Source organism: Myxococcales bacterium, from assembly GCA_016699535.1.
In the GTDB taxonomy this organism is placed as follows: domain Bacteria; phylum Myxococcota_A; class Polyangia; order Polyangiales.
On the sequence record CP064980.1, the window covers coordinates 1023017 to 1043952 of the forward strand.

General features: G+C 49.0%; 17 protein-coding genes. 4 read left to right on the forward strand and 13 right to left on the reverse strand.

Annotated elements, in window-relative coordinates; translation table 11 throughout:
* Nucleotides 1-90: 90 nt before the first annotated feature.
* From IPJ88_04865 to IPJ88_04880, 4 genes are all read right to left on the reverse strand, one after another.
* On the reverse strand, nucleotides 91-1521 hold the full coding sequence (locus IPJ88_04865) for a TM0106 family RecB-like putative nuclease (GenBank protein ID QQR91066.1): 1431 nt from the start codon (nucleotides 1519-1521) through the stop codon (nucleotides 91-93).
* Between the two features lie 202 nt (nucleotides 1522-1723).
* Nucleotides 1724-2647, reverse strand: coding sequence for a hypothetical protein (locus IPJ88_04870; protein QQR91067.1), 924 nt, complete (start codon nucleotides 2645-2647; stop codon nucleotides 1724-1726).
* Entirely contained in the window at nucleotides 2647-3636 is a 990-nt protein-coding gene (locus tag IPJ88_04875; GenBank protein ID QQR91068.1) for a PEGA domain-containing protein, read from the reverse strand. The genes IPJ88_04870 and IPJ88_04875 overlap by 1 nt, the downstream gene beginning before the upstream one ends.
* A 2-nt stretch (nucleotides 3637-3638) precedes the next feature.
* Nucleotides 3639-5348 (reverse strand): PEGA domain-containing protein, encoded by a 1710-nt coding sequence (locus IPJ88_04880; protein QQR91069.1) that lies wholly within the window; start codon nucleotides 5346-5348, stop codon nucleotides 3639-3641.
* An 85-nt stretch (nucleotides 5349-5433) separates the two neighbouring features.
* Here IPJ88_04880 and IPJ88_04885 point away from each other — a divergent pair, with 85 nt between their 5' ends.
* From IPJ88_04885 to IPJ88_04895, 3 genes are all read left to right on the forward strand, one after another.
* Nucleotides 5434-6132 carry a DNA-protecting protein DprA gene (locus IPJ88_04885; GenBank protein QQR91070.1) on the forward strand — a complete coding sequence of 233 codons (699 nt, stop codon included), beginning with the start codon at nucleotides 5434-5436 and terminating at the stop codon, nucleotides 6130-6132.
* Nucleotides 6110-6766 carry a hypothetical protein gene (locus IPJ88_04890; protein QQR91071.1) on the forward strand — a complete coding sequence of 219 codons (657 nt, stop codon included), beginning with the start codon at nucleotides 6110-6112 and terminating at the stop codon, nucleotides 6764-6766. Before IPJ88_04885 ends, IPJ88_04890 begins: the two co-directional genes overlap by 23 nt.
* A 323-nt stretch (nucleotides 6767-7089) precedes the next feature.
* Entirely contained in the window at nucleotides 7090-7509 is a 420-nt protein-coding gene (locus tag IPJ88_04895; GenBank protein ID QQR91072.1) for a hypothetical protein, read from the forward strand.
* A 690-nt stretch (nucleotides 7510-8199) separates the two neighbouring features.
* Here IPJ88_04895 and IPJ88_04900 read toward each other — a convergent pair.
* From IPJ88_04900 to IPJ88_04935, 8 genes are all read right to left on the reverse strand, one after another.
* The gene (locus tag IPJ88_04900; GenBank protein ID QQR91073.1) at nucleotides 8200-11868 is read right to left on the reverse strand and encodes an NACHT domain-containing protein; all 3669 of its coding nucleotides are present in this window, start codon (nucleotides 11866-11868) and stop codon (nucleotides 8200-8202) included.
* A 277-nt stretch (nucleotides 11869-12145) separates the two neighbouring features.
* Nucleotides 12146-12592 (reverse strand): hypothetical protein, encoded by a 447-nt coding sequence (locus IPJ88_04905; GenBank protein ID QQR91074.1) that lies wholly within the window; start codon nucleotides 12590-12592, stop codon nucleotides 12146-12148.
* Nucleotides 12593-12612: 20 nt separating this feature from the next.
* A complete protein-coding gene (locus IPJ88_04910) occupies nucleotides 12613-13539 on the reverse strand; it encodes a hypothetical protein (protein QQR91075.1) in 927 nt (308 codons plus the stop codon).
* Nucleotides 13539-14459, reverse strand: coding sequence for a PEGA domain-containing protein (locus tag IPJ88_04915; protein ID QQR91076.1), 921 nt, complete (start codon nucleotides 14457-14459; stop codon nucleotides 13539-13541). Before IPJ88_04915 ends, IPJ88_04910 begins: the two co-directional genes overlap by 1 nt.
* A 251-nt stretch (nucleotides 14460-14710) precedes the next feature.
* Nucleotides 14711-16420 (reverse strand): PEGA domain-containing protein, encoded by a 1710-nt coding sequence (locus IPJ88_04920; GenBank protein QQR91077.1) that lies wholly within the window; start codon nucleotides 16418-16420, stop codon nucleotides 14711-14713.
* Between the two features lie 343 nt (nucleotides 16421-16763).
* Nucleotides 16764-17045 carry a hypothetical protein gene (locus IPJ88_04925; GenBank protein QQR91078.1) on the reverse strand — a complete coding sequence of 94 codons (282 nt, stop codon included), beginning with the start codon at nucleotides 17043-17045 and terminating at the stop codon, nucleotides 16764-16766.
* A gap of 94 nt (nucleotides 17046-17139) precedes the next feature.
* A complete protein-coding gene (locus IPJ88_04930; GenBank protein QQR91079.1) occupies nucleotides 17140-18396 on the reverse strand; it encodes a type II toxin-antitoxin system HipA family toxin in 1257 nt (418 codons plus the stop codon).
* Nucleotides 18393-18704 (reverse strand): transcriptional regulator, encoded by a 312-nt coding sequence (locus tag IPJ88_04935; protein ID QQR91080.1) that lies wholly within the window; start codon nucleotides 18702-18704, stop codon nucleotides 18393-18395. The genes IPJ88_04930 and IPJ88_04935 overlap by 4 nt, the downstream gene beginning before the upstream one ends.
* A gap of 172 nt (nucleotides 18705-18876) precedes the next feature.
* Here IPJ88_04935 and IPJ88_04940 point away from each other — a divergent pair, with 172 nt between their 5' ends.
* Nucleotides 18877-19254 (forward strand): DUF559 domain-containing protein, encoded by a 378-nt coding sequence (locus tag IPJ88_04940; protein ID QQR91081.1) that lies wholly within the window; start codon nucleotides 18877-18879, stop codon nucleotides 19252-19254.
* A 25-nt stretch (nucleotides 19255-19279) separates the two neighbouring features.
* Here the strand turns inward: IPJ88_04940 and IPJ88_04945 are convergent, their stop codons facing one another.
* Nucleotides 19280-20884: a DEAD/DEAH box helicase gene (locus tag IPJ88_04945; GenBank protein QQR91082.1), complete on the reverse strand. Its 1605-nt coding sequence runs from the start codon at nucleotides 20882-20884 to the stop codon at nucleotides 19280-19282.
* Nucleotides 20885-20936 lie beyond the last annotated feature (52 nt).

A 20936-nucleotide genomic window follows, 5' to 3' on the forward strand; every position in this document is an offset into this window, starting at 1 on the left:
CGCGTTGGCACATTCCTGGGACAAAAACCTTTTAGCCGGAGTAAAAACTATCAATATGCAGATAGCGGCTCAAAGTTTTGCTGCCATGGATTAAGCACTATAATGTTTTCGGAGCCATTGTTCTAGGTGGTGGGTTGCGGTCACGTCATCTTGATTATAGCTGAGAATGTCAGCCTTCAATTGATTCCGTCTAGCGATGTTGGTCTCCTCGAGATAGCGATGAAACTGCACCACAGACCATTGTGAGCCGGAATCTTCGTCTCTCCATTGATAGTTTACCAAGTTAGGGTGTTTGCAGATGTCTTTGAGCCCATAACCTTGGAGCGGCAACACCAATGCATCCAGTATTGGTTTTTGTAAATCAAATAATGGGCTCTGATCGCCAAGTAGATAACTTACGGTGGGTTGGTCTTCCATTTCGTAGCGTTGTGCATACTTTTGAATGGTTGTTTTCTCGTGGTGGGAATAGTGTGCCAAGTTCAGGTTTGGATATCTGCTCCGATAAAGGTCCACTCGCTTCAAGAATTCCAGCCAGCCTTGTTTGTCTTGCTCTTCATTGTCTGTCCACACAAATTCGAATTTGTTGCCTTCTGGCAACAGAAAACCCCAGAGGTAGACGTGTTTTTCGCCATCGTCGGTTAGCGGATTATCCTCAATATCGAAATGAACCCATTGGCCGGCTGGCAATGTGATCGATCGGAGCTGATAGGAATCGCCGGAGAGGTGAGCTTTTGCTTGAAGTACGGCGCGTTGTTTTTTCTTGAAACCTTTTAGGTGGGGAATATCAGGTATGTTCTTCGGATCGGAGCTTGCGAGTTGCGAAATCGTGCCGATGCCCTCTTTTTCCAAGCCCAAAGCTGCCTTCGCATTTAAACCATATAATAAAGAAGGATCCTCGGCAGCTTCAAACTTCGGCTTGCAGTAATCACAGTACGGACAAGCGCTACATTTACTATGGCTATAGCGAACGAACGGTTCCTCGTCGCTGGATAAAATCCTGCGCATGTCAGCGAGAAACTGTTCTGCTACAGAATCATCGCTATCCTCAACGAGGTATTCCTCGCCGTTGCCAAGGAATGCAATGGCAGGAAGACCATTGCCGAGCATGCGTCTATAGAGTCCGAGCTGAGCTCGAATTTCTTTTTTCGCACCATTCAGCGAAAGCTTAGCATCCGCTGCCTGATATTCACCGCTTTCATGAAGAATCAAGAAATCGGGATTCCCAATAATACCGTTCTTCTCGTCGTTGAGTTGAGCTTGATAGATAACCGGGATGCGTTTCGCGATTAGCTCGTTCGTGTGCTCGGGTGATTTAGCTGTACGACATTCAAGTGACTGGGAGAGCTGGTCCAACACTCGTCTCTCGTGCCGGATTCCCCGGTCAATGATCAACTGCTCAAAGGCATTTTCGACCTTGGTAAGGCCGAGCCCGGCCTTATTGTCTAGCCACACCCGACGGGCGCAAAGTGACCAAGATTTTGCATCGCTGGGCTTTATTATCGGTAGTGGTTTCGTTTTCATTCGGCCCGCCGCCCCTTAACGTTAGGCAAAAAAGCCCGGAGAACCAAAGAATTTGCAAGAACGCATTCTTCAAAAGCAGCAAGTCGTGATTTCGACGAGTGAGCGGGTCTTCCAGGATAGAATCGTTGGCCGATGTCGCAGAGACTTCCAGACGCGTCGGAGACCCCAAAGCTCCGACTGTTCGGCTATGTGGATCGCTCAATTACGGTTGACAGTAACCGTTTGTGCAGGCGGTACCGTCTTTGCATTGTACGACACCATCGCACGGATAAGTGCATTGATTTAACGCTAGCCCAAAATCTCGACAAAGGCCATCACTGAGACCTTCTGCTCCACACTCTTCATCGGTTCCATTCGGACAACCATTTTCGTTCACTAGTTCAAGGACAGCTTCGCAGGTCGTTAGGTTTTGCTTGATTCCACAATAATCATTTTCAGGTGCACCAGATAAACTAGCAGATGTAATGGTGTCGGCAGTCCATGGCTTTTCGCAACCGGCACTCACCAACTTAAGACAATAACCATTATCTCTAGGATCTTCATTGAATAACATCGCTATGCAATTGTGATCCATCTGACATTGTGTATCAGAAACACAGCTTTGACAGATGCCAGCGCTTCCTTGCTCAATAGTGTCTGAGCACGTGTTTGTTGATGGAACACAGATGTAGATGCCGCAGATGTCGTCTTCTTGTTCAGTGGTGCATTCGACGCACTTGTCGTTATGGCAGATGGTGTTGTTGGGGAATGCTTCGCAGTCGGTGTTTTCGGTGCAGCCGGTGCAGGTGAAGGTTGTGGTATCGCAGACTGGGGCTTCGGGAGTGGTGCACTGGGTTGAATCAAGGCAGGCTACGCAGGTTGATGAGGTGGTGTCGCAGTATTTGTTATCACCTGTGCACTGGGTACTCTCTAGGCATTCGACACAGGTGTTGTTGGGGATGTCGCAAACGGGTTTATCGCCCGAACAATCGTCGTTTGTGTAGCATGTGAAACAGCCGGCAGGAGGGTTGTCGCTTGTGCAGAGGTCGGTTTTTTCACATCCGATAAAGGTTGTTGCTGTCAGCGTTGCGAGAGAAAAAACAAAGGCGATGAAAAGTGTTTTGCTTTTATTTAGATTGTGAAGCATTAAAACGTTCCTGCTAGTTCGATAGATGTTGGGCTAAGACGCACTTGAATATCGTCCGTGGTTTGTTTTTCTGTTGGAGCACGTGTTTGGTATTGGCCGATGAAAAACCATACGATGCCTGCGGTAATGGAAGCTGCACCTAAACCGAGAGATGTCCAAGCAAGGGCAGAAATAGGTTTTGACGTTTCTAAACAATCTCCAGTAACAGCATCGCTTCGAGTGCAGCTGTCTCCCTTTGCAAGCCCGATAATTCCAAGTGTGCTCAACGCAGCCCCCGCCCCCACGAGCACGCCTGATGCAAGCCACGGATAGTGCGTCTCCATGATAGGTTCGAGCTTTGCTGATACAGTGCGCTCGAAGCTTTTGTCTTTGGGGATGGTGATGGTTGTGCTGAAAGTCTCGTAGCCGTTGAGCTCGACGGTGATGTGGTGCTCTCCTGGTTCGATGCGTTTGTGGTAGGGGAGGATGCCGGTGGGGAGGGTGTCGATGATGAGGCGGGCGCCGTGGGTGCCGTCGACTTTGAGGAAGGGGCCTGAGCCTTTTTGGAATTTGGAAAGGGCATCTTTACAGGCTTCGCGGGCTGCAGCGGCGATGTCGCTACCCGAGATGTCGTATCTTACGGCGTAGTTTGAAGCAGAGGGGGCGGTGAGATTTAGAGCGATGGAAGTGGGTACAGCTTCTTGGGACCAAAGGGTCCAGCTTAGAGCGGCATCGGCGCCTGCATGCTTGGCGGCATCATCAGCACAAAGGACTGCGGTGCAGCGCCTGTCCTCTTCGCTTAGCTTGCGCTTGAGGCGTCTGTCTGAGACGTGAAGGACGGTATGACCGTAAGAGCTTAGGGTCTTTTGGATGGACTCAAGCGCTTTTTGGTAGTGCGCTTCTGTGACTTGAGGATTATCGGCATGCTGAAGAACGAGCACGGTATCAGCATAAGCGCTTTGCGTGAAAAAGCAAAAGCTGAGCGCTACAAGAAAACCAAGCGCTCTCATGACTAAAACCTGCCTGACAGCGAAAACATAAAACCATCACGGCTGGCGCGCGCTGCTGGAAGCGGCGCATCTTCGCTGTCATCAAAGAGCGCGCGAATGGCGTAGATGAAGGGCACCGAAAGAAGCGGGACAGCATGCTCCATGAGCAAACCGCCTAAGGCTTGAGTGTCGCGCGTATTGGTGCAGACGCGGCCATCGCAATCTTCTGAAAGCATCACCACAGCGCCTGTGGCCGCAAGGGCTGCGCCGGCTCCAAGGAAAGCAAAACTCCACCACGGAAGCGAATCATCGCTGGGCAAAAACATAGGCAGCGCAAGAGTCGTGAGCAGCGCGCCAGAGCCGCCAATCAACAAAGGCGGAAGCACGGAGTTATTGGCGCTGTTTTGCAAGGATAAGTAATTCGTATCCGAAGGCAGAGCCTTTTCAAAGTCGCTGACTTTGGATGCGGCGATGCCGTAAAACACCCAACTTGTGCCGAGCGCAGCTAAGCCAAGGCCGCCGAGCACATAGCCAAGCACACCGGGCGAAGTGTTTTCTTCAGGAAGCGAGCCATCCTCACTAAGCTCCGAGAACTCAAGCGGACCATTGGGCTGCCAGGTCGCGGTTTCTTTCGGTACAGGACCAGTAAAGTCCATCGAGACTTCGTCTTTCAGAGCCTTGGCCACTTGGCTCAGTGAAGGCTCGGATGTATCCGAAGTTCGAAAGACCACCGAGGCCAAGACCTTGGCTTCATTCACATCAATCCGGTCAATGCGAATCACCGTCGGCGTAAGCAAGGTGGCAATGAAGACTTCTTTGGCCTCAAGCGAGCGGCCCAACGAAAGCGCATCAAGCATGCGCATCTCATCTTCTTCATGCACGTCTTTATAAGTCAGGTGCAAATCCCCCCGCGTCCGAACATGCGCATCAACCCGGCTATCGATGTGCACGGTCATATTCTCTGCAGCCAGAATCACCCGGTGCACCCTTCCGACTTTACCCTCTTCACACTCGACTTGAAGACGGTATTCGCCTGGCATCAGATTGGGCTCAGTCATCGGTGTTTTGCCAAAGCGGCGGCCATTGAGGTAAACAGAACAGCCCGAAGGCGTGCTCTCAACACTCAGCGTGCCATGCGGCTCGGCCGCAAGCTCAGCTTCGGCTTTTTTCAGCACCGCTAAAACTTCCGGAGGATGCTCAATGTAATCAGCTTCAACATCCGGCACCAAAGCGCGACACTTTTTCGACTGAGCAATCGCGCCACTTTCATCGTTGTTTTCAACCATCGTGCGCGTCAGATACATGCAGCTATTAAACACATGCCTTGGTTTTTCAAGCTGACGGTTTAACGACTCAAGCGTCAAATCCGCCTTATCTAAAATCTCTTGCACCTTCTCCCGAGCCCGCTCATAGCGCTGCATCGCCACAAGCTCCATCGCCTTTTGTGCATCCCGAGCAAGCTCATCCACCTCGGTCTTTTCAATCGGCATCGACTCGAAAGACTCCCGAAGCTCGTACTGCGCCCTGGCTTCATCGGGCTGCATGATGGCTACATTTTGGCGGCGCAAGACAATTGCAAGCTGATTGATGGCATTGGCCCCATCGAGATTCGATTCATGCGGCAAGGAACGCACAATAATCGAGCGGCCCTCCCGCTGCGCTTGGGCACTTAAAGGAAGCAGCGAAGCTGCACAAAGCAGCCCATAGGCCATCACCACAATCAGGCGTTTCATGGGCAGGGAGCATCGTAATTCGTAGCTTTTCTCTGGAAATAGATAAGTACTTGCCAAAGCACGATCTGAAACGTAAAAAGAAAATATGTTAACTGCAGTAACAGTTCGCACAGAGTCGACTGAAAGCCTGCTTGGTAGCCTCAATGATTTTGAGCGAAAAAATGCTCCTAAAACGTTGTACGTGGTTGGAGACGTAAACTTATTGAAACTACCGAGTGTGTCTATCGTTGGTTCTCGGGAAGCTTCGCCAGACGCTTTAAAACGAGCTCATAAGTTATGTCGTCTCCTGGCAGAAGATCAGATTGTGATTGTAAGCGGTTTAGCTCGCGGTATCGATGCGATGGCCCATAACACAGCCATGGAAGTAGGTGGGAAAACAATTGCCGTGCTTGGAACGCCGGTCGACGAGTATTACCCATCGGAACATAAGGATTTGCAGGATACCATCATGTCCAAACATCTTGTGCTTTCGCAGTTCGCTCCTGGCAGCCCAACGCGTCGAACAAATTTTCCTCAACGAAACCGTACCATGGCGCTGATTTCAGATGCCACTGTGATCGTAGAAGCGGGAGAATCAAGCGGCACGCTTTCTCAAGGCTGGGAAGCGCTTCGCTTAGGCAGGCCATTATTTATCATGCAGTCTGTTGTGAAGTCCGGTCGATACCAATGGGTCAAAGAAATGATAGACTATGGGGCTCGATCTTTAAACAATGTAAGCGATGTGCTTGAAGTCATTCCACCTGTCATGACTGAACAAGACTATGTGGCAGCCGCCGCTTTCTAGCATCAAATATGCTTCGTTCTGGGTTTACTCTCCTAGAGGTAAGTCACTGGAATCAGAAAAGTCGCAGTTGCTGGTGATCAATTACATCAAGAAGAGCAAGCCTTATCGGGATTATAAAACTATCTTTCATTATGGCGCTGAGTTAGTTGCTCGAGATTCACAGTACGCGTCCATCAAGAGTTTCTTCGGTCAGCACGATGTGTTGGTTCCAGTCCCCAATAGCGCCAAGCGAAGGGGAAATGAACTATGGCCGTCATTTGAGCTTGCTCAAGGCTTACTTGCGAATGGTTTGGGACAACGTGTCGAGCCATTGCTTGAACGCGGTATCACAGTTCAAAAGTCAGCAACTGCAGAGCTTGGTCAACGAACAACAGTGAAAGAACATTTTGATTCTTTGAAAGTAAAGGAGCTTTTAACTCCTCCAGAACGTATTATGCTTGTCGATGATGTCATCACCAAAGGACGAACTATTTTTGCAGCTGCATGCAAACTCAAGGCAGCGTTTCCCGAGACAGACATACGAGTGTTTGCCATAGTTAGAACCAAGGGATTAGTTCCAGAGATCGAATACATACGAGAACCGGCAGTTGGTGCTGTCACCTGGACCGGAATGGACGTGAGTCGAGAGCCGTAATGGAATAAGAAAGGCTTTTGTCGGTCATAGATCTTTTATTGCTCGAAATCCGGGGATGGATATTCGTCTCCCGGTTTCTGTCAAAGTCCCGATGAGTTCGTCTGACACATGTCTCCGTTTAGATAGATACTTTTTTGAATGCCAAGGCTAGTTGGGTTAGCATTGTTAGAACATCTTTGCGGGGGTTTCAGGAAATGAACCAATTTATCTACGCGATTACAGTTGTTTTCCTAGCCTTCGGGTGCGCGAGCGTTAGCGGTCGGTTTGAGCCGTCCTCGTCTAAATTTGAGCGCGGCATAAAACCTTCGGTGTACTGTGCGAAAGTGATCTATCAACAAGATATCAATGAAATCAGCCATTTTGATTTCGAAATACTTGGTACGTACCGTGCCTCTGGAAATAAGTGGGCCAATCACGAGGACGTTATAAAGGAAACACGTAGCAAGGCGGCGGAGTTAGGCGCAACACACGTGATACGAGCTTATTCTGACACTACGCAACGTGATACTCGGCCGACATATTATCATACTAGTTGTATTGGAAATACGTGCAATACCAATCCCATTGGCGGGGGAACGATTAGCCTACCAGAGGGTGGATTTGTTTTTGTTTGGGTGAAGCAAAACGAATGGCAAAACATGCCTGAACATCTGAGGCCAACAGTCGATGAGCTAGAGTGCCTATCGGTTGGGCGGCGAAAGGAAATTGAGCAGGGAAGAAAATCAAAAACGGGTAAAGGATAATGCCTTGATTTTCGAAAAGCTGCCAACGTGGTTTTAAAGAAGCCTAACTCTCGACAAAACCCATCATTTTTTTGGATATACGCAATGCGTGCATCTCCGAAACAAAGTTCCCCTAAACATTGTCGGTCAGTCAATCGACGAGTTGCTTACAAAAACGCGTTGGCACATTCCTACTCGTCCCCCGATTTTAGTAAAGAAGGAACTCGCAAAACTGCACATATCGGTCGAAAAGTTTTGTGCACATTTTTTCATTGTCATTGACCGCGAAAGACTTAATCAAGTTAGCGAAGCCTTCATAACCAGAATGCGCTTTTAGGTATTCGAAAACCTCTCTTTTGAATGACGGTTTTCGCAATAAAGCAGCCAGGCAGTAGTGAAGGTGCTTTGAGTTTTTTGAATGCCAAGATACGTGAGGATAATTATTTTCTTTTAAGAGGGAGAGTACCAATTTCGGACTCTTCATCACACATAGTGTGGTCTCGACGATTTTATCCCAACTTTCTTTTCGTTCTATGATAATGTTGTTATTAAAATCTTTGAGCTCATCAAACAGATTACTAATTTCGTTATGAGTAGTTGCATCGTTGAACTTATTTACAAAAATTTCATCTTCGTTTTCTGAGCTGTGATTCGCTTCGCGTTCTGAAGGAGCTTCCAAGTTAGGGGTTACCTTATATTTAGTGCACAACTCTAGGTAGCTAAGTATATACTCTCTAATGTCGTTGCTCGAAAAACCGTAGCGGATTTTCCTATTGCGGAACTCTTCCACGACTTGATAGGCTCTTTCGAAAGCAGTTTTTTTGTCACCTTCGTTGTAAAAGTGGCTTTTGCTATTGAAAGATAAACTACGAACTTTTCTTCGTATCCCTCAGATGATTCCATAGAATAGAGTCGTGGCTGATATTTTGAAAGCTCTTTTTCCATGACTGATAAAGGAACGTGAAGCGAAATTTTTTCTAAAAGAGTCGAAGTTAAAGCTTGGTTCCATAGACCATAGTCTTGTTGTTCTAGATTCCGCAATAGTTTTTCAGCCAGATCAATATCGAATTTGGCGATAGTTTTAACGAGAAATTTTGGCCCATATTTTGTTTCGTCACCATCACTAATTTTGAGAGCTCTGGTTGTAAGAACAAAAACCTTGTCCACGTAAGATTCGAGGTCTTTTCGATCAATAAAATTACTGGACAACATCGTATTCAAGGCATGCACAAGCCCCCAACTGACAATATGATCTTTGTGCCAAAGGTGACGTAGGGTTCCATGGTGAATTCCTTTCAAAAAAAGGTCTTTTGCTTTCTTATCGTTTTTGCCAGCGTTTAGAATAGAGAGTTCGAAATATTGATCCACGAGTTCGGGAAATCTGTCTTTTGGTGCATGGGACTCTTCCTCCAAACTCAACAAATCGGAACCACTTACGAGCCTCATAAAAGCGTTAGGACTGCGTAGACGAATTCTGTACAAAGATTGTAGTAAAGAAGGAACACGTGTCCGTTTGAAGAGTATTTCACGTATAAGTTGATTTTGATCCTGTGACCTATAGCCATCTGCGATGAGATAAGCCCATATCTCAGATAGTTCTTCTAAAACACTACCGTCTTTTATCTCCGTGGTATCTAGATAGTTTCGGAAACTGAGAAGAATATTCTCGAGCTTCTCTTCACCGCGTAACATTTCAGAATAAGATTTGAAAAGTGCTTGGTATATTGAGATATCAAATCCGATTCTATAGCCATCGTTTTGAAGTAGTCTTCCAATATCCGATTTATCTAATACGAAGCCCGTAAGTGCGAGGTGAAAGGCGATACAATAGAAGCGCCAGTCATGTCGGTCTCTCTTTATGTATTCGTCATGTTTGCCTTCAATGAAATCAACTTCTTTTTGGCATAAACTCATTGTGTAGAATTTTTTGATAAAGATTAGTTTCTCAGCGTATCGAGAAGTAGCTGGGTCTACTTCCTTCAAAAGCAGGTTTTCTGATGTTGGTTTAATTGTTGGTCCTAACAACAAATGTAGGTGTTCTAAGCACGTAAGGTGAGCCAAGAGCATTTCTATTTCCTGGTCTTCGAGTACATCAATCAGTTTTTCTACTAGATTGAGTTGTATACAAGCTTCGAAAAATGCGAAGAAAACTTTTTCTTCTTCTGTCAATTGACTCAGATGCTGACGCGCGTTTGGCAACTGCTCACAAGAGCATCGGATTTGCTTCAGAAGTTCATCCGGTTCAACTTTATCTATCTCGAGCAGAAGATAGAAGAAGTCTGTTAAATGCTTTTCGATTGGATCTACTAAACTCTGGTGTTTAAAGTTCGCAGAAAACTTGTACTTGTCAAAAAGTGCACGGGTGTTTTTGTAATTCGCGTAGATTTCTCCGCCAAGTCTATTTTTGTGATTTTCTGAAAGCCTTCGAGCGCAAGAAAGGCTATTACCTAGGACTTCTTCAAACACTCTTAGGAGGTCTCTTTCTGAAGCGTACCTTGTGTTTCTCTTCCAAGCCTCTAAATCTTCTTCGAGCTTGCAAGAATCAACAAAAAGTTTTCTTTCTAACTCCAGCTGAGGATCTAACATAAGCTCTTCGAAAGTATTGTCAGTTTGGAGCGCGAGAGCCAAAGCGAAATTCTTAGATTCAAGATAGTATGGTGAATCAGCGCCCCAAAGTGGATTTTTTCCTAGGTACAGTTCCAAGAGATTGATCTCGGTGATTCGACATATGTCTAACTTTTCTTCTGCACAGTGTTTCAGGTAAGGTATGAAGAGATTTTCGAGCAAATCTTTGCTTCCAAGAATCGTTGTGTCTCGAAGTATGCGAACCGACTTTTGGTAGCGTTCTTCCAAATGTTGTATGTAAAAATACTCTTGAAAGCGCCTGTGTCGATAAACATAGGTAGGCTCAGAGCCGTTCTCGCCCTCGCAGTCGAAAAACAGAGAGGCGATATAGGAGAGTACATCATTTGTAGAGCAGTAATCATTCCTCGGATATCTATCGAGAAGTATCTTTTGGATCTCGTACTGTGGAAATCGAAACTGATAGCTCTCTTGAAATTTAGTCGAGATTTGACGATTAATACCAAGAATTTCTTTTTCTTTAGGGTAAGGAAGACTCAAAGAGGCGAGTTGCTTATGGAGTTCGGTTGCATAGAGCAAATGCCGAATATGAATGTCTAACAGTTCAAAAGCGCTGCTACGCTCGTCGAGTTTTTGAATTTCTTCCCAAAACAAATTTAGAATCAACACATCTCTGATTTCGTCGACAAGATTTGGATTCGTTTCTTGCAACGATTTGAGCTTTTCTGTCTTCTCCTTGTTTTCTCTCTTCTCGAAAAATGTTGTCACATGGTCACGATTAAGCTGACCAATGTTGACCTCATTCAAATCCGGGAAATAAGTTCTGGCTCTTGTCTTATTGCGATTTCCCGTCCGGCACGAAATAAGAATCTTCGAGACATTATCTCTGTCGCAGAGCTCCTTAACAAAAGATAAAGTGCGATCAGCTACATCTTCTGCCAATTCGTCTAATCCGTCTAGCAAATAAAAGAAATTATATTTTGCACCTTGGATCTCACATTCATTTTGTCTTTGCGACAAAATTGTTTCGAGGCTAGATGAAATGCAGTTTTTTAAGTTTACGATAACTGGAACGCCATGATTCAACATTTGAGTGTTCCAGTTGGAGGACCCATCGGAAAATCCAGCTAGTTCTCGAAACAACTTATGAACAAGAACGCTTTTACCGGAGCCAGGGTGGCCTGTAAGCATCATAAGGGTAGACGAAGAACCTACCAATGAGTCCTTCAAATTTCTAATCACGCAATTATCTGCGCTAATCGGTAGATCGACAAAATGTTTGGATGCAACTAGAGTCTGGTATGGTGGATGAGTACTATTTTGGATAAATTTTAGGATATCTCCTTTTCCAAAGTACAAGCTTGCGAGGTCAAGGTTACTTGGTTTGTTCAGTAGGGATTGGAAGCAGCTCGGAACTATCCATATGATATCTATCTTGTGGTTTTTACCAAGTTTATCAACTTGTTTTTTTTTCTTATTCCTAAAGCTGTTTCCGGGAGCCCGATTCGTGTAGACCTCGATGTGATCTAGTTGTTTTGGGTATGCATTGATTGCTTTGCTTATCGAGTCCTGAATTTGATCGTAGTCGATCTTGGTGTCGAAAAACTTTGCTTGGAATCCGTACCACTCCCCATTTACACAGATCGGTTCGGTTTCTAGGCCAACCTGATTGAAATCCGCATAGATACCTTTACTTTGTCTATGTTCCCTGCAAAAAAGATGATAGCAAAGCTGCTCGAAAGCCGAATGGTAGGCTTTGTTTTTGGCTTTAAACGAATTCCAATCTATTTCGATCATTATGTTCTTTGGTGTCTGATGCTTACTCTCACTTCTAATGGCTGACTTTCCCTGAGGAATGAATTTGATTCTAGCGAAGAACCATTGATGGTATTGGTTTTTGCTATCAGAAGGAAAATGCTGCGGGACAATGATGTAATCAGTTCATTCGGTTCTGGACATTGAGGCAACAGTGTCTTGGCTGATGGCTTTATATAATGGCAGCAAACAGTTATTTTGCTAGTTGGAATTTAACCGTGTGTCCTAAGGCGAACAGCTAGCATTAATCTTCTTACAACTAGTTTTCTTTTTCCCCATCCTCCTTGAGTTTCGTTATCCGAGCCGGCACCCATTCTTTATCTAAGGCGCCAATTTCCAGCTTGGCTGGCGACTGAACAGCGTCTTTTGTCTGTCGGTTTTCCAAAAGCCGCATGAGCTCCTTCATTTCTTTTGCCGCACGCTCACGTTTACTTGGTTCTGGTATATTTCCTAGGTTTACGACCACTTTGTCTTTTTCCGGTTTTACAATTCCTGAGTTTAGGAAAAAGGAAGAAAACCGCCCTTTTATTTCGAATATTTCTTTGGTTAACTCGCGATTGTTCGCACGGATTTCTTTGTGGACACCATCCATGTGGAAATAAAGTCCAAAAAAGCCGGAAAGCAAAAAAAATCCAATAGAAACCACTTGTGCCCAGGACAGGCCAATTGTTTGTTTCATGTAAAAACCTCTCAATTGTTCTGACAAAATTCGTAAGTTAAGTTTGCTTATTCGCCACAATAACCACCGCCATTGGGACATGGGGCGCTTACTGTACATTGAAGGCTATCTCCACAAAGATAACTGCATCTTGTAGGTGCTCCATTCACAGTCCTACAAATTGCCGCCGTTGTGGGAGTCGGTGTGCCGTCAATGATGCACTCGCCATCTTGAGTACATGTTTTGTTGAATGCTAGCATAGCGTCGCAGGTATTTAGATCTTCACTAATCCCGCAGAACTGTTCTGGAGGATCATTTTCACTAGTGAGAACGCTTCTTTTAGTGATAGGTACTTGATAAGGTTCAGCACAACCTGCACTCAATAGCTTCATGCAAAACGTACCGTAGTCTGCATCTTGGTAGAGCAATGGTACACACTTGTGGTTGGCAATGCATTCGGTGTCGGTGACGCAGGGTTCGCAGGTTCCTACGTCGTTTAGTTTTGTGGTGGTGCAGGCGAAGGTGTTGGGGTTGCAGCTGTTGCCGTCGCAGACGTCTTCGTTTTCGACGGTACACTCTACGCAGGTTTCGTTTTTGCAGAAGGGTTTGCCGGTGATGCCATCGCAGTCGGCGTTTTCGGCGCAGCCGGTGCAGGTGAAGGTTGTGGTGTCGCAGACTGGGGCTTCGGGGGTGGTGCAGTGGGTTGAATCAATGCACTGGACGCACGTTGATGAAGCGGTGTCGCAGTATTTGTCATCGCCCATGCATTGGGCGCTTTCTAGGCATTCGACACAGGTGTTGTTGGGGATGTCGCAAACGGGTTTATCGCCCGAACAATCGTCGTTTGTGTAGCATGTGAAACAGCCGGCAGGAGGGTTATCGCTTGTGCACAGGTCGGTTTTTTCACATCCGATAAAGGTTGTTGCTGTCAGCGTTGCGAGAGAAAAAACAAAGGCGATAAAAAATGTTTTGCTTTTATTTAGACTGTTAAGCATTAAAACGTTCCTGCTAGTTCGATAGATGTTGGGCTAAGACGCACTTGAATATCGTTCGTGGTTTGTTTTTCTGTTGGAGCACGTGTTTGGTATTGGCCGATGAAAAACCATACGATGCCTGCGGTAATGGAAGCTGCACCTAAACCGAGAGATGTCCAAGCAAGAGCAGGAATAGGTTTTGACGTTTCTAAACAATCTCCAGTAACAGCATCGCTTCGAGTGCAGCTGTCTCCCTTTGCAAGCCCGATAATTCCAAGTGTGCTCAATGCTGCACCCGCTCCCACGAGCACGCCCGACATCAGCCACGGATAGTGCGTCTCCATGATGGGCTCTAGTTTGGCTGATACAGTGCGCTCGAAGCTTTTGTCTTTGGGGATGGTGAGGGTTGTGCTGAAAGTCTCGTAGCCGTTGAGCTCGACGGTGATGTGGTGCTCTCCTGGCTCGATGTGTTTGTGATACGGGAGGATGCCGGTGGGTATGGTGTCTATTAAGAGGCGGGCGCCGTGGGTGCCATCGACTTTGATGAAGGGGCCTGAGCCTTTTTGGAATTTGCTTAGGGCCTCTTTACAGGCTTCGCGAGCTGCAGTAGCGATGTCGCTACCCGAGATGTCGTATCTTACGGCGTAGTTTGAAGCTGAGGGGGCGGTGAGATTTAGCGCGATGGAAGTGGGCACAGCTTCTTGGGACCAAAGGGTCCAGCTTAGAGCGGCATCGGCGCCTGCATGCTTGGCTGCATCATCGGCGCAAAGCACCGCGGTGCAGCGCCTGTCCTCTTCACTTAGCTTGCGCTTGAGGCGTCTGTCTGAGACGTGAAGGACGGTATGGCCGTAAGAGCTTAGGGTCTTTTGGATGGACTCAAGCGCTTTTTGATAGTGCGCTTCTGTGACTTGAGGATTATCGGCATGCTGAAGAACAAGCACGGTATCAGCATAAGCGCTTTGCGTGAAAAAGCAAAAGCCAAGGAAAAGACAAAAGGTAGCGCTGTGAAGCTTCAGCATAAAGCTTGGAATGAATCGCTGCGGCAGCTCCGTTTTCGGACATAACTTTGCGCGAGGTTTTCGTAGCTTCGAGCGCACGTGAAGAGCGAGGAGGCACGTACGACTGTACTTGCCGACGAGCGATGAGCCTGAAAGCCGAAGATGCGGAAACCTCGCGTAAAGCCCTGGCATGACTAAAACCTGCCCGACAAAGACAACATAAAACCATCACGGCTGGCGCGCGCTGCTGGAAGAGGGGCATCGTCGCTATCATCAAAGAGCGCCCGAATAGCGTAGATGAAGGGCACGGAAAGAAGCGGGACGGCGTGCTCCATGAGTAAACCGCCTAAGGCTTGAGTGTCGCGCGTATTGGTGCAGACGCGTCCAACGCAATCTTCAGACAGCATCACCACAGCGCCCGTGGCCGCAAGGGCAGCTCCTGCTCCAAGAAAAGCAAAACTCCACCACGGAAGCGAGTCATCGCTGGGCAAAAACATAGGCAGCGCAAGAGTCGTGAGCAGCGCGCCCGAGCCGCCAATCAACAAAGGCGGAAGCACGGAGTTATTGGCGCTGTTTTGCAAGGATAAGTAATTCGTATCCGACGGCAGAGCTTTTTCAAAGTCGCTGACTTTGGATGCGGCGATGCCGTAAAACACCCAGCTGCTTGCAAGCGCAGCTAAGCCAAGGCCTCCAAGCACATAGCCAAGCACACCGGGCGAAGAGTCGTCTTCAGGAAGCGAGCCATCCTCACTAAGCTCCGAGAACTCAAGCGGGCCATTCGGCTGCCAGGTCGCGGTCTCTTTGGGCGAGGGGCCGGTAAAGTCCATCGAGACTTCGTCTTTCAGAGCCTTGGCCACTTGGCTAAGCGAAGGCTCGGAAGTATCCGAAGTTCGAAAGACCACCGAGGCCAAGACCTTGGCATCACTGACATCAATGCGGTCAATGCGAATCACCGTCGGTGTAAGCAAGGTCGCAATGAAGACTTCTTTGGCCTCAAGCGAGCGGCCCAAAGAAAGCGCATCGAGCATACGCATCTCATCTTCTTCGTTCACATTATCGTAAGTCAGATGAAGGTCACCGCGTGTGCGCACATGCGCATCCACACGCGTATCAATGTGCACCGTCATATTCTCTGCCGCCAAAAGCACCCGATGCACCCGGCCCACCTTGCCCTCTTCACACTCGACTTGAAGGCGGTATTCACCCGGCATCAGATTTGGCTCGGTCATCGGCGTTTTGCCAAATCGGCGGCCATTGAGATAAGCATCGCAGCCCGATGGGGTGCTCTCGATGCTCAGGGTGCCATGCGGCTCTGCGGCAAGCTCGGCCTCGGCCTTTTTCAGCACCTCCAAGACTTCCGGCGGATGCTCAATGTAATCGGCTTCAACATCCGGCACCAAGGTCCTGCACTTTTTCGCCTGAACAATCGCGCCGCCCTCATCGCCGTTTTCCACCATCGCGCGCGTGAGATACATGCAGCTATTAAACACATTGCGAGCGTTTTCAAGCTGACGGTTCAGCGACTCAAGCGTCAGGTCTGCCTTGCTCAAAATCTCCAGGACCATTTCCCGGGCGCGGTCATAGCGCTGCATCGCCACAAGCTCCATGGCTTTATTGGCATCGCGCGCAAGCTGGTCGACCTCGGTCTTTTCAATCGGTGTCGATTCGAACGATTCGCGAAGCTCGTACTGCGCCCGCACTTCATCGGGCTGCATGATGGCCACGTTTTGGCGGCGCAAAACAATCGCGAGCTTGTTGATGGCGTCGGCGCCATCCAGGTTTGATTCATGCGGCAAGGAGCGCACAATAATCGAGCGGCCAAAGCGCTGCGCTTGGGCACTTAAAGGAAGCAGCCAGGCGACGCAAAGCAGCCCACAAGCCATAACCACAATCAGGCGTTTCATGAGTGCAAATGCGGAGGGGGCCCATGCAGCTGGGGCTTTTGGCCGGGTTTTCCGGCGGTGGGCCGCGGCGCCGCGCGGGGGGACGGGGGCCCTCGGGCCCGAAAAACCGGTGGGGCGCCACCGCCGGAGGGGGGGGGGAGGAGCATCGTACGGTTAGGGCGTAAAAACAAGGGTATACTGCATAAAGCATACCCGGTTATCGGTGTTTCCATTGGAATGTTGCGGACAGAATAGGGGGCGGGGTCTCAAAGGCTGGCGAATTCCGAACGATCCAAGGAAATAGAGGCAATTGGCTGGTACGCTCCCGTCAGCTGGGGCTCTTAGGCAGTGTTTGGCTTGGCGGTCAGCTACGCCATCTTGTCGTCAGAACTCGCGATCGAAGCTGCCGTCGTGCCTGTTGTGCTGGGTTGGCTGGACGATGCACGATACCTGGCATCTGACTGCGTGAATAGGTGGGGAGTTCTTTGCCTGCCAGCAACCAACTTTGTTTGGCTAGGGGCCACATCATGGCGAGCCGCTGCTCGGCGGTGTTTGTGCTGCAGGCGGGCAGGTCGGGCTCCTCGCCGAGACGATAACGCCGAATGGGCCAGTTGCCTCGTTTCTTACGCCGCGCGTTGCTATCCATCTGTTAACCATAGCGCATCTTTTTTAATTGAAACCAATCGACTGCTCAAAAACGCTGGGATTTCGGCACTCGTAAGCGTTGATGTGGCATGACGCTATTTTAGCGTGTTGTTCAGAGTCCAGCGGCAGCGTTTGCTGATGCTTTTTTCGAAGTCATCGTAGACTTGGTTGTCGGCAAAGTGCTCGGTGAACTGGGCGCGTGCTTGCTTGGCTAAGCTGGGCAGCTCGTCGGCCATATGGCGAAGTGTTTCAAGCAGTGTTTTGGCGGGAACCTGGATGGATTTTGCAAAAAGCAGCCAATCTTCTTTTGAGATTTGTTCAGGCTCGGCATGCTCGCCTATCAAAAAAGCAAGCGAGCGATCAAAACTAGTCACGCCAATGAAGTTTAGAAACTCGATGCAAACCAAGTCGTAAAAAGGAGCAAGTTCGGGCGTGCTGCGATTCGGTCGATAGAGCAGTGAAAGGTTTTTGGCGTGACCATCGGAGTTGCCCACTAAGTAGTTGAAGATCTGCCATGTGCTAAGCCGCACGATGTCGCGTGCGGGCTGATCACAGTGCTCACGAATGACAGTGGCGATTTGAGCAAGTGATGGTCCACCATCTTGCTCGTATTTTGTCTGGCTCGGATACCCCATCGCTTGTGCGAGGTCTTCTTGATGCAAGCGCTTTATGTTTCCAGAGGATGGATGTTCGCGATCGTAGCGTGAAATGCGTAGATAGGGCATCTTCTCGTGTTCGCAGTAGGTGATTTCGGCTGTGGTAAGTTTCAGGGACCGTGCGAGTTGATGGGCCATGTATTCAGCAAAGCACACCCATCGGATCGTTTCGAACTTAATAATGTGGGTGGATGGTTGATAGGCATTGGGCGTGAACAAGCCGTTGTTGTTGATGATTACCGCTATTTTATCTTGCGCTCCTGCGATTGAAAAACGCTGCGGCGCAGCAGAAATAGAGCTTTGTCCGCGGCTTTGCAGCAAGCGTTCAAGATCATCGAGGCTGATGGGCTGAGCTTTGAGCTCTTTGGTTGATGGCGACTGTTCAGTCGGAAGAACGCTGAGCGCTCCTGCGCAATCACCACCGATTCTGAGAAGCAAACCAAGTACATCGTGCGTTGAGAGTTTGTACTGCCGCGATAAGCGTTGCCGAGTTGCACCTTCGGGGAGTAAGCCTTCAAAAAAAGCATGGGCCGCAGAAGTGTGTTCCTCACGATCAAGCGGTAGGTTAAGCGAAATTGGAAAACCACTTTCTAACCAGCTTGCATCATATGAAAAGCAGAGCTGGCCTCTGGCGTTTTCGCTTAGTTCCCCAACCAGCTTTGTTTCATGCCAGACTTTTGCTTCTCGTTTTCTCATGGCTTGCTTTTGGAAGTGTCATGAGGCTCAGAAGAATGCTTCCATAGACGAAGCAGTTGTTGCGCCTCGTTGCGCGGGAAGACCAACACGTCAAGACCCAAGCTTTGAAGGGCAAGCAGGGCCTTACTGAGTGAGACGTGCTCTTTGCCGTGCTCGAACTCAGAAAGGAAGCGCGTGCTTAGGGCAGAGCTTGTATAGAGGTCGACTTGGGTAAGACCTTGGCGTTTTCGCTCAGCGCGACACAACTGACCCGCATCTTTGGCAGATCGGATTTGACCATAGTGAGGAAGTTTGGAGCTGGCTTTCATAAATTTTACCAATTCGTAAATTACTGGCTTTGATGAGCTATTTCAAGAAAATTTTACCGATTCGTAAGTACATGCATTTTGACAGCTTTATCTATAAATTTACGAATCGGTAAAATTTTACTCCTCGAAGCGCGTTGACGCAACTTGCTTGGCGGCTGGTCGATACAGGTGCATGGCGCAAAGAAAAGAGCAGTCGGCTGAGCCCCGGGCGAGGCTTTATCAACATACTTCGCCGGCCGAAGTGCATCTTTGGCGCTTGCTTCGCAAAGGACAACTGGGTGGCGTGCTCTTTCGTCGCCGGCAGCCGATTGGCCCGTACATTGTTGATTTCTATTGCCCGGGCGCTTCATTGGTGATCGAGATTGATCTGAGCGATGCAAGTTCGGCGCTTGCGGTGCAGCGTGCGGCGCTCCGACAGCATGCACTTGAAAAACGTGGCTTTGCGGTGCTGCGTATCAAAGCGGCCGATGTTTTTTTTCGCACATCCTATGTGCTCGAGCAGATTGCAGAGGCTGCCGGCATCGAATCGAGCGGCTTGCACAAGCGCTGAGCTTTGAGCTTTTTCAAGACCGTTGCTAGGACGAGCGGTGGGCCGCTTTTCGTGGTTTCGAAGCGCTTTTGCCCTTGGGGCGTGGGGGTTTGCCGCCACCGACTGGTTTTTTCCTTGGACCGCCCTGGCCTGGCCGAGGGCCACTGCCGGGTTTTTTGCTTCCGCTTCGCCTGGGGCGATCATCGGGGCCGCCAGCGCGACGTGGAGGTCCTGATCTGCCCGGTCCGCTTCGGCGTCCGCGGGGTCGTTCTGAACGTGGTTCGGCTTCAAGCTCGCCGATTTCTTCAATCGGACGTTCGTGCTCTTCTTTGCGCGCTAGCCATAGCGCTGCGGCAGCAACATCTTCTGCGCTGTGCCCGTCGTGCATGAGTTTTTCAACGAGGCCTTTTTCAAGTGGCACGTCGCCATCGTTGAGGATGGCGCTGATTTTGTCTTGCCAAAGTTTGTTGCGGTGCTTGCGAATGGCTTTGACGGTCGGCAGGCTGCCTTGTTCAAGCTCGCCTTTGGTGTAGCGCTCAATCATCATCAATCGACGTCGCTCACCCGGCGTGAAAAGCGAAATAGCAATGCCGGCGCCGCCTGCACGGCCGGTGCGACCGATGCGATGCACGTAGATTTCTGGATCGCGCGGTACATCAAAGTTGATGACGTGTGAGACGCCATCGATGTGAAGACCACGCGCTGCAACGTCGGTGGCCACAAGGATTGAAATGCGCTTGTCGCGAAAGCCTTGCAGCACGTATTCGCGCTGGGCTTGTGATAAATCGCCGTTGATGGGGGCGGCCGAAAAACCGCGTGTGTTTAGACCATCGGCGATTTGTGTGGTGGCTGCGCGCGTATCGCAAAAGATCATGGCGCGATCGAGGTTTTCCATTTCAAGCACACGCACCAAGGCGCGCTTTTTGTCGCGGCTGGGCACGACCACGTAGCGCTGCTCAACGTTCTCGGCAGTCAGCTCGTTTGCTTTGACTTTGATCATTTCTGGATCGGTCAAATAGTTTTTCGCGAGCCGTTGAATCTCTTTGGGCAAGGTGGCCGAGAAAAGCGCCGAGACTCGTTCTTTGGGCGCGCCTTTGAGGATCTCTTCGATGTCTTCGATGAAACCAAGGCTTAGCATTTGGTCGGCTTCATCCAGCACCAAAAAGCGCAACGCTTCGAGTTTGATGACTTTGCGATTCACCAAGTCCAAAATACGACCGGGGGTTCCGACGACAACATCAACGCCGGAGCGAAGCTCACGCAGCTGCGGTCCGTAGGCTTGCCCGCCGTACACGGCTGCGACGCGTATTTTGAGAAAAGCTGCGAGATTCGTAAAAGAATCGGCGACTTGTAGCGCAAGCTCGCGCGTTGGGGCCAAGATTAAAGCTTGCGGTGGTGGATGGCCTTTTTCAAGAAGCTGTAAAATCGGAAGTGCAAAGGCAGCTGTTTTTCCGGTGCCGGTTTGTGCTTGGGCGATCACGTCGCGTCCGTCACAAAGCAGAGGAATGACCGAAGTTTGCACTGGGGTGGCTTCGGTGAAGCCAAGTTTATCGATAGCCTTTATCAGCGCGGGCTGTAGACCAAATGTGGAAAAATCCTGAGGCATGAACGGCAGCACTGTGACACAGAAACGCGCCAATGCATGCCCCATTTTTCAATTTTAGCAAAAAACAACGAAACAATGGGTAAATGCCCGAGAATGC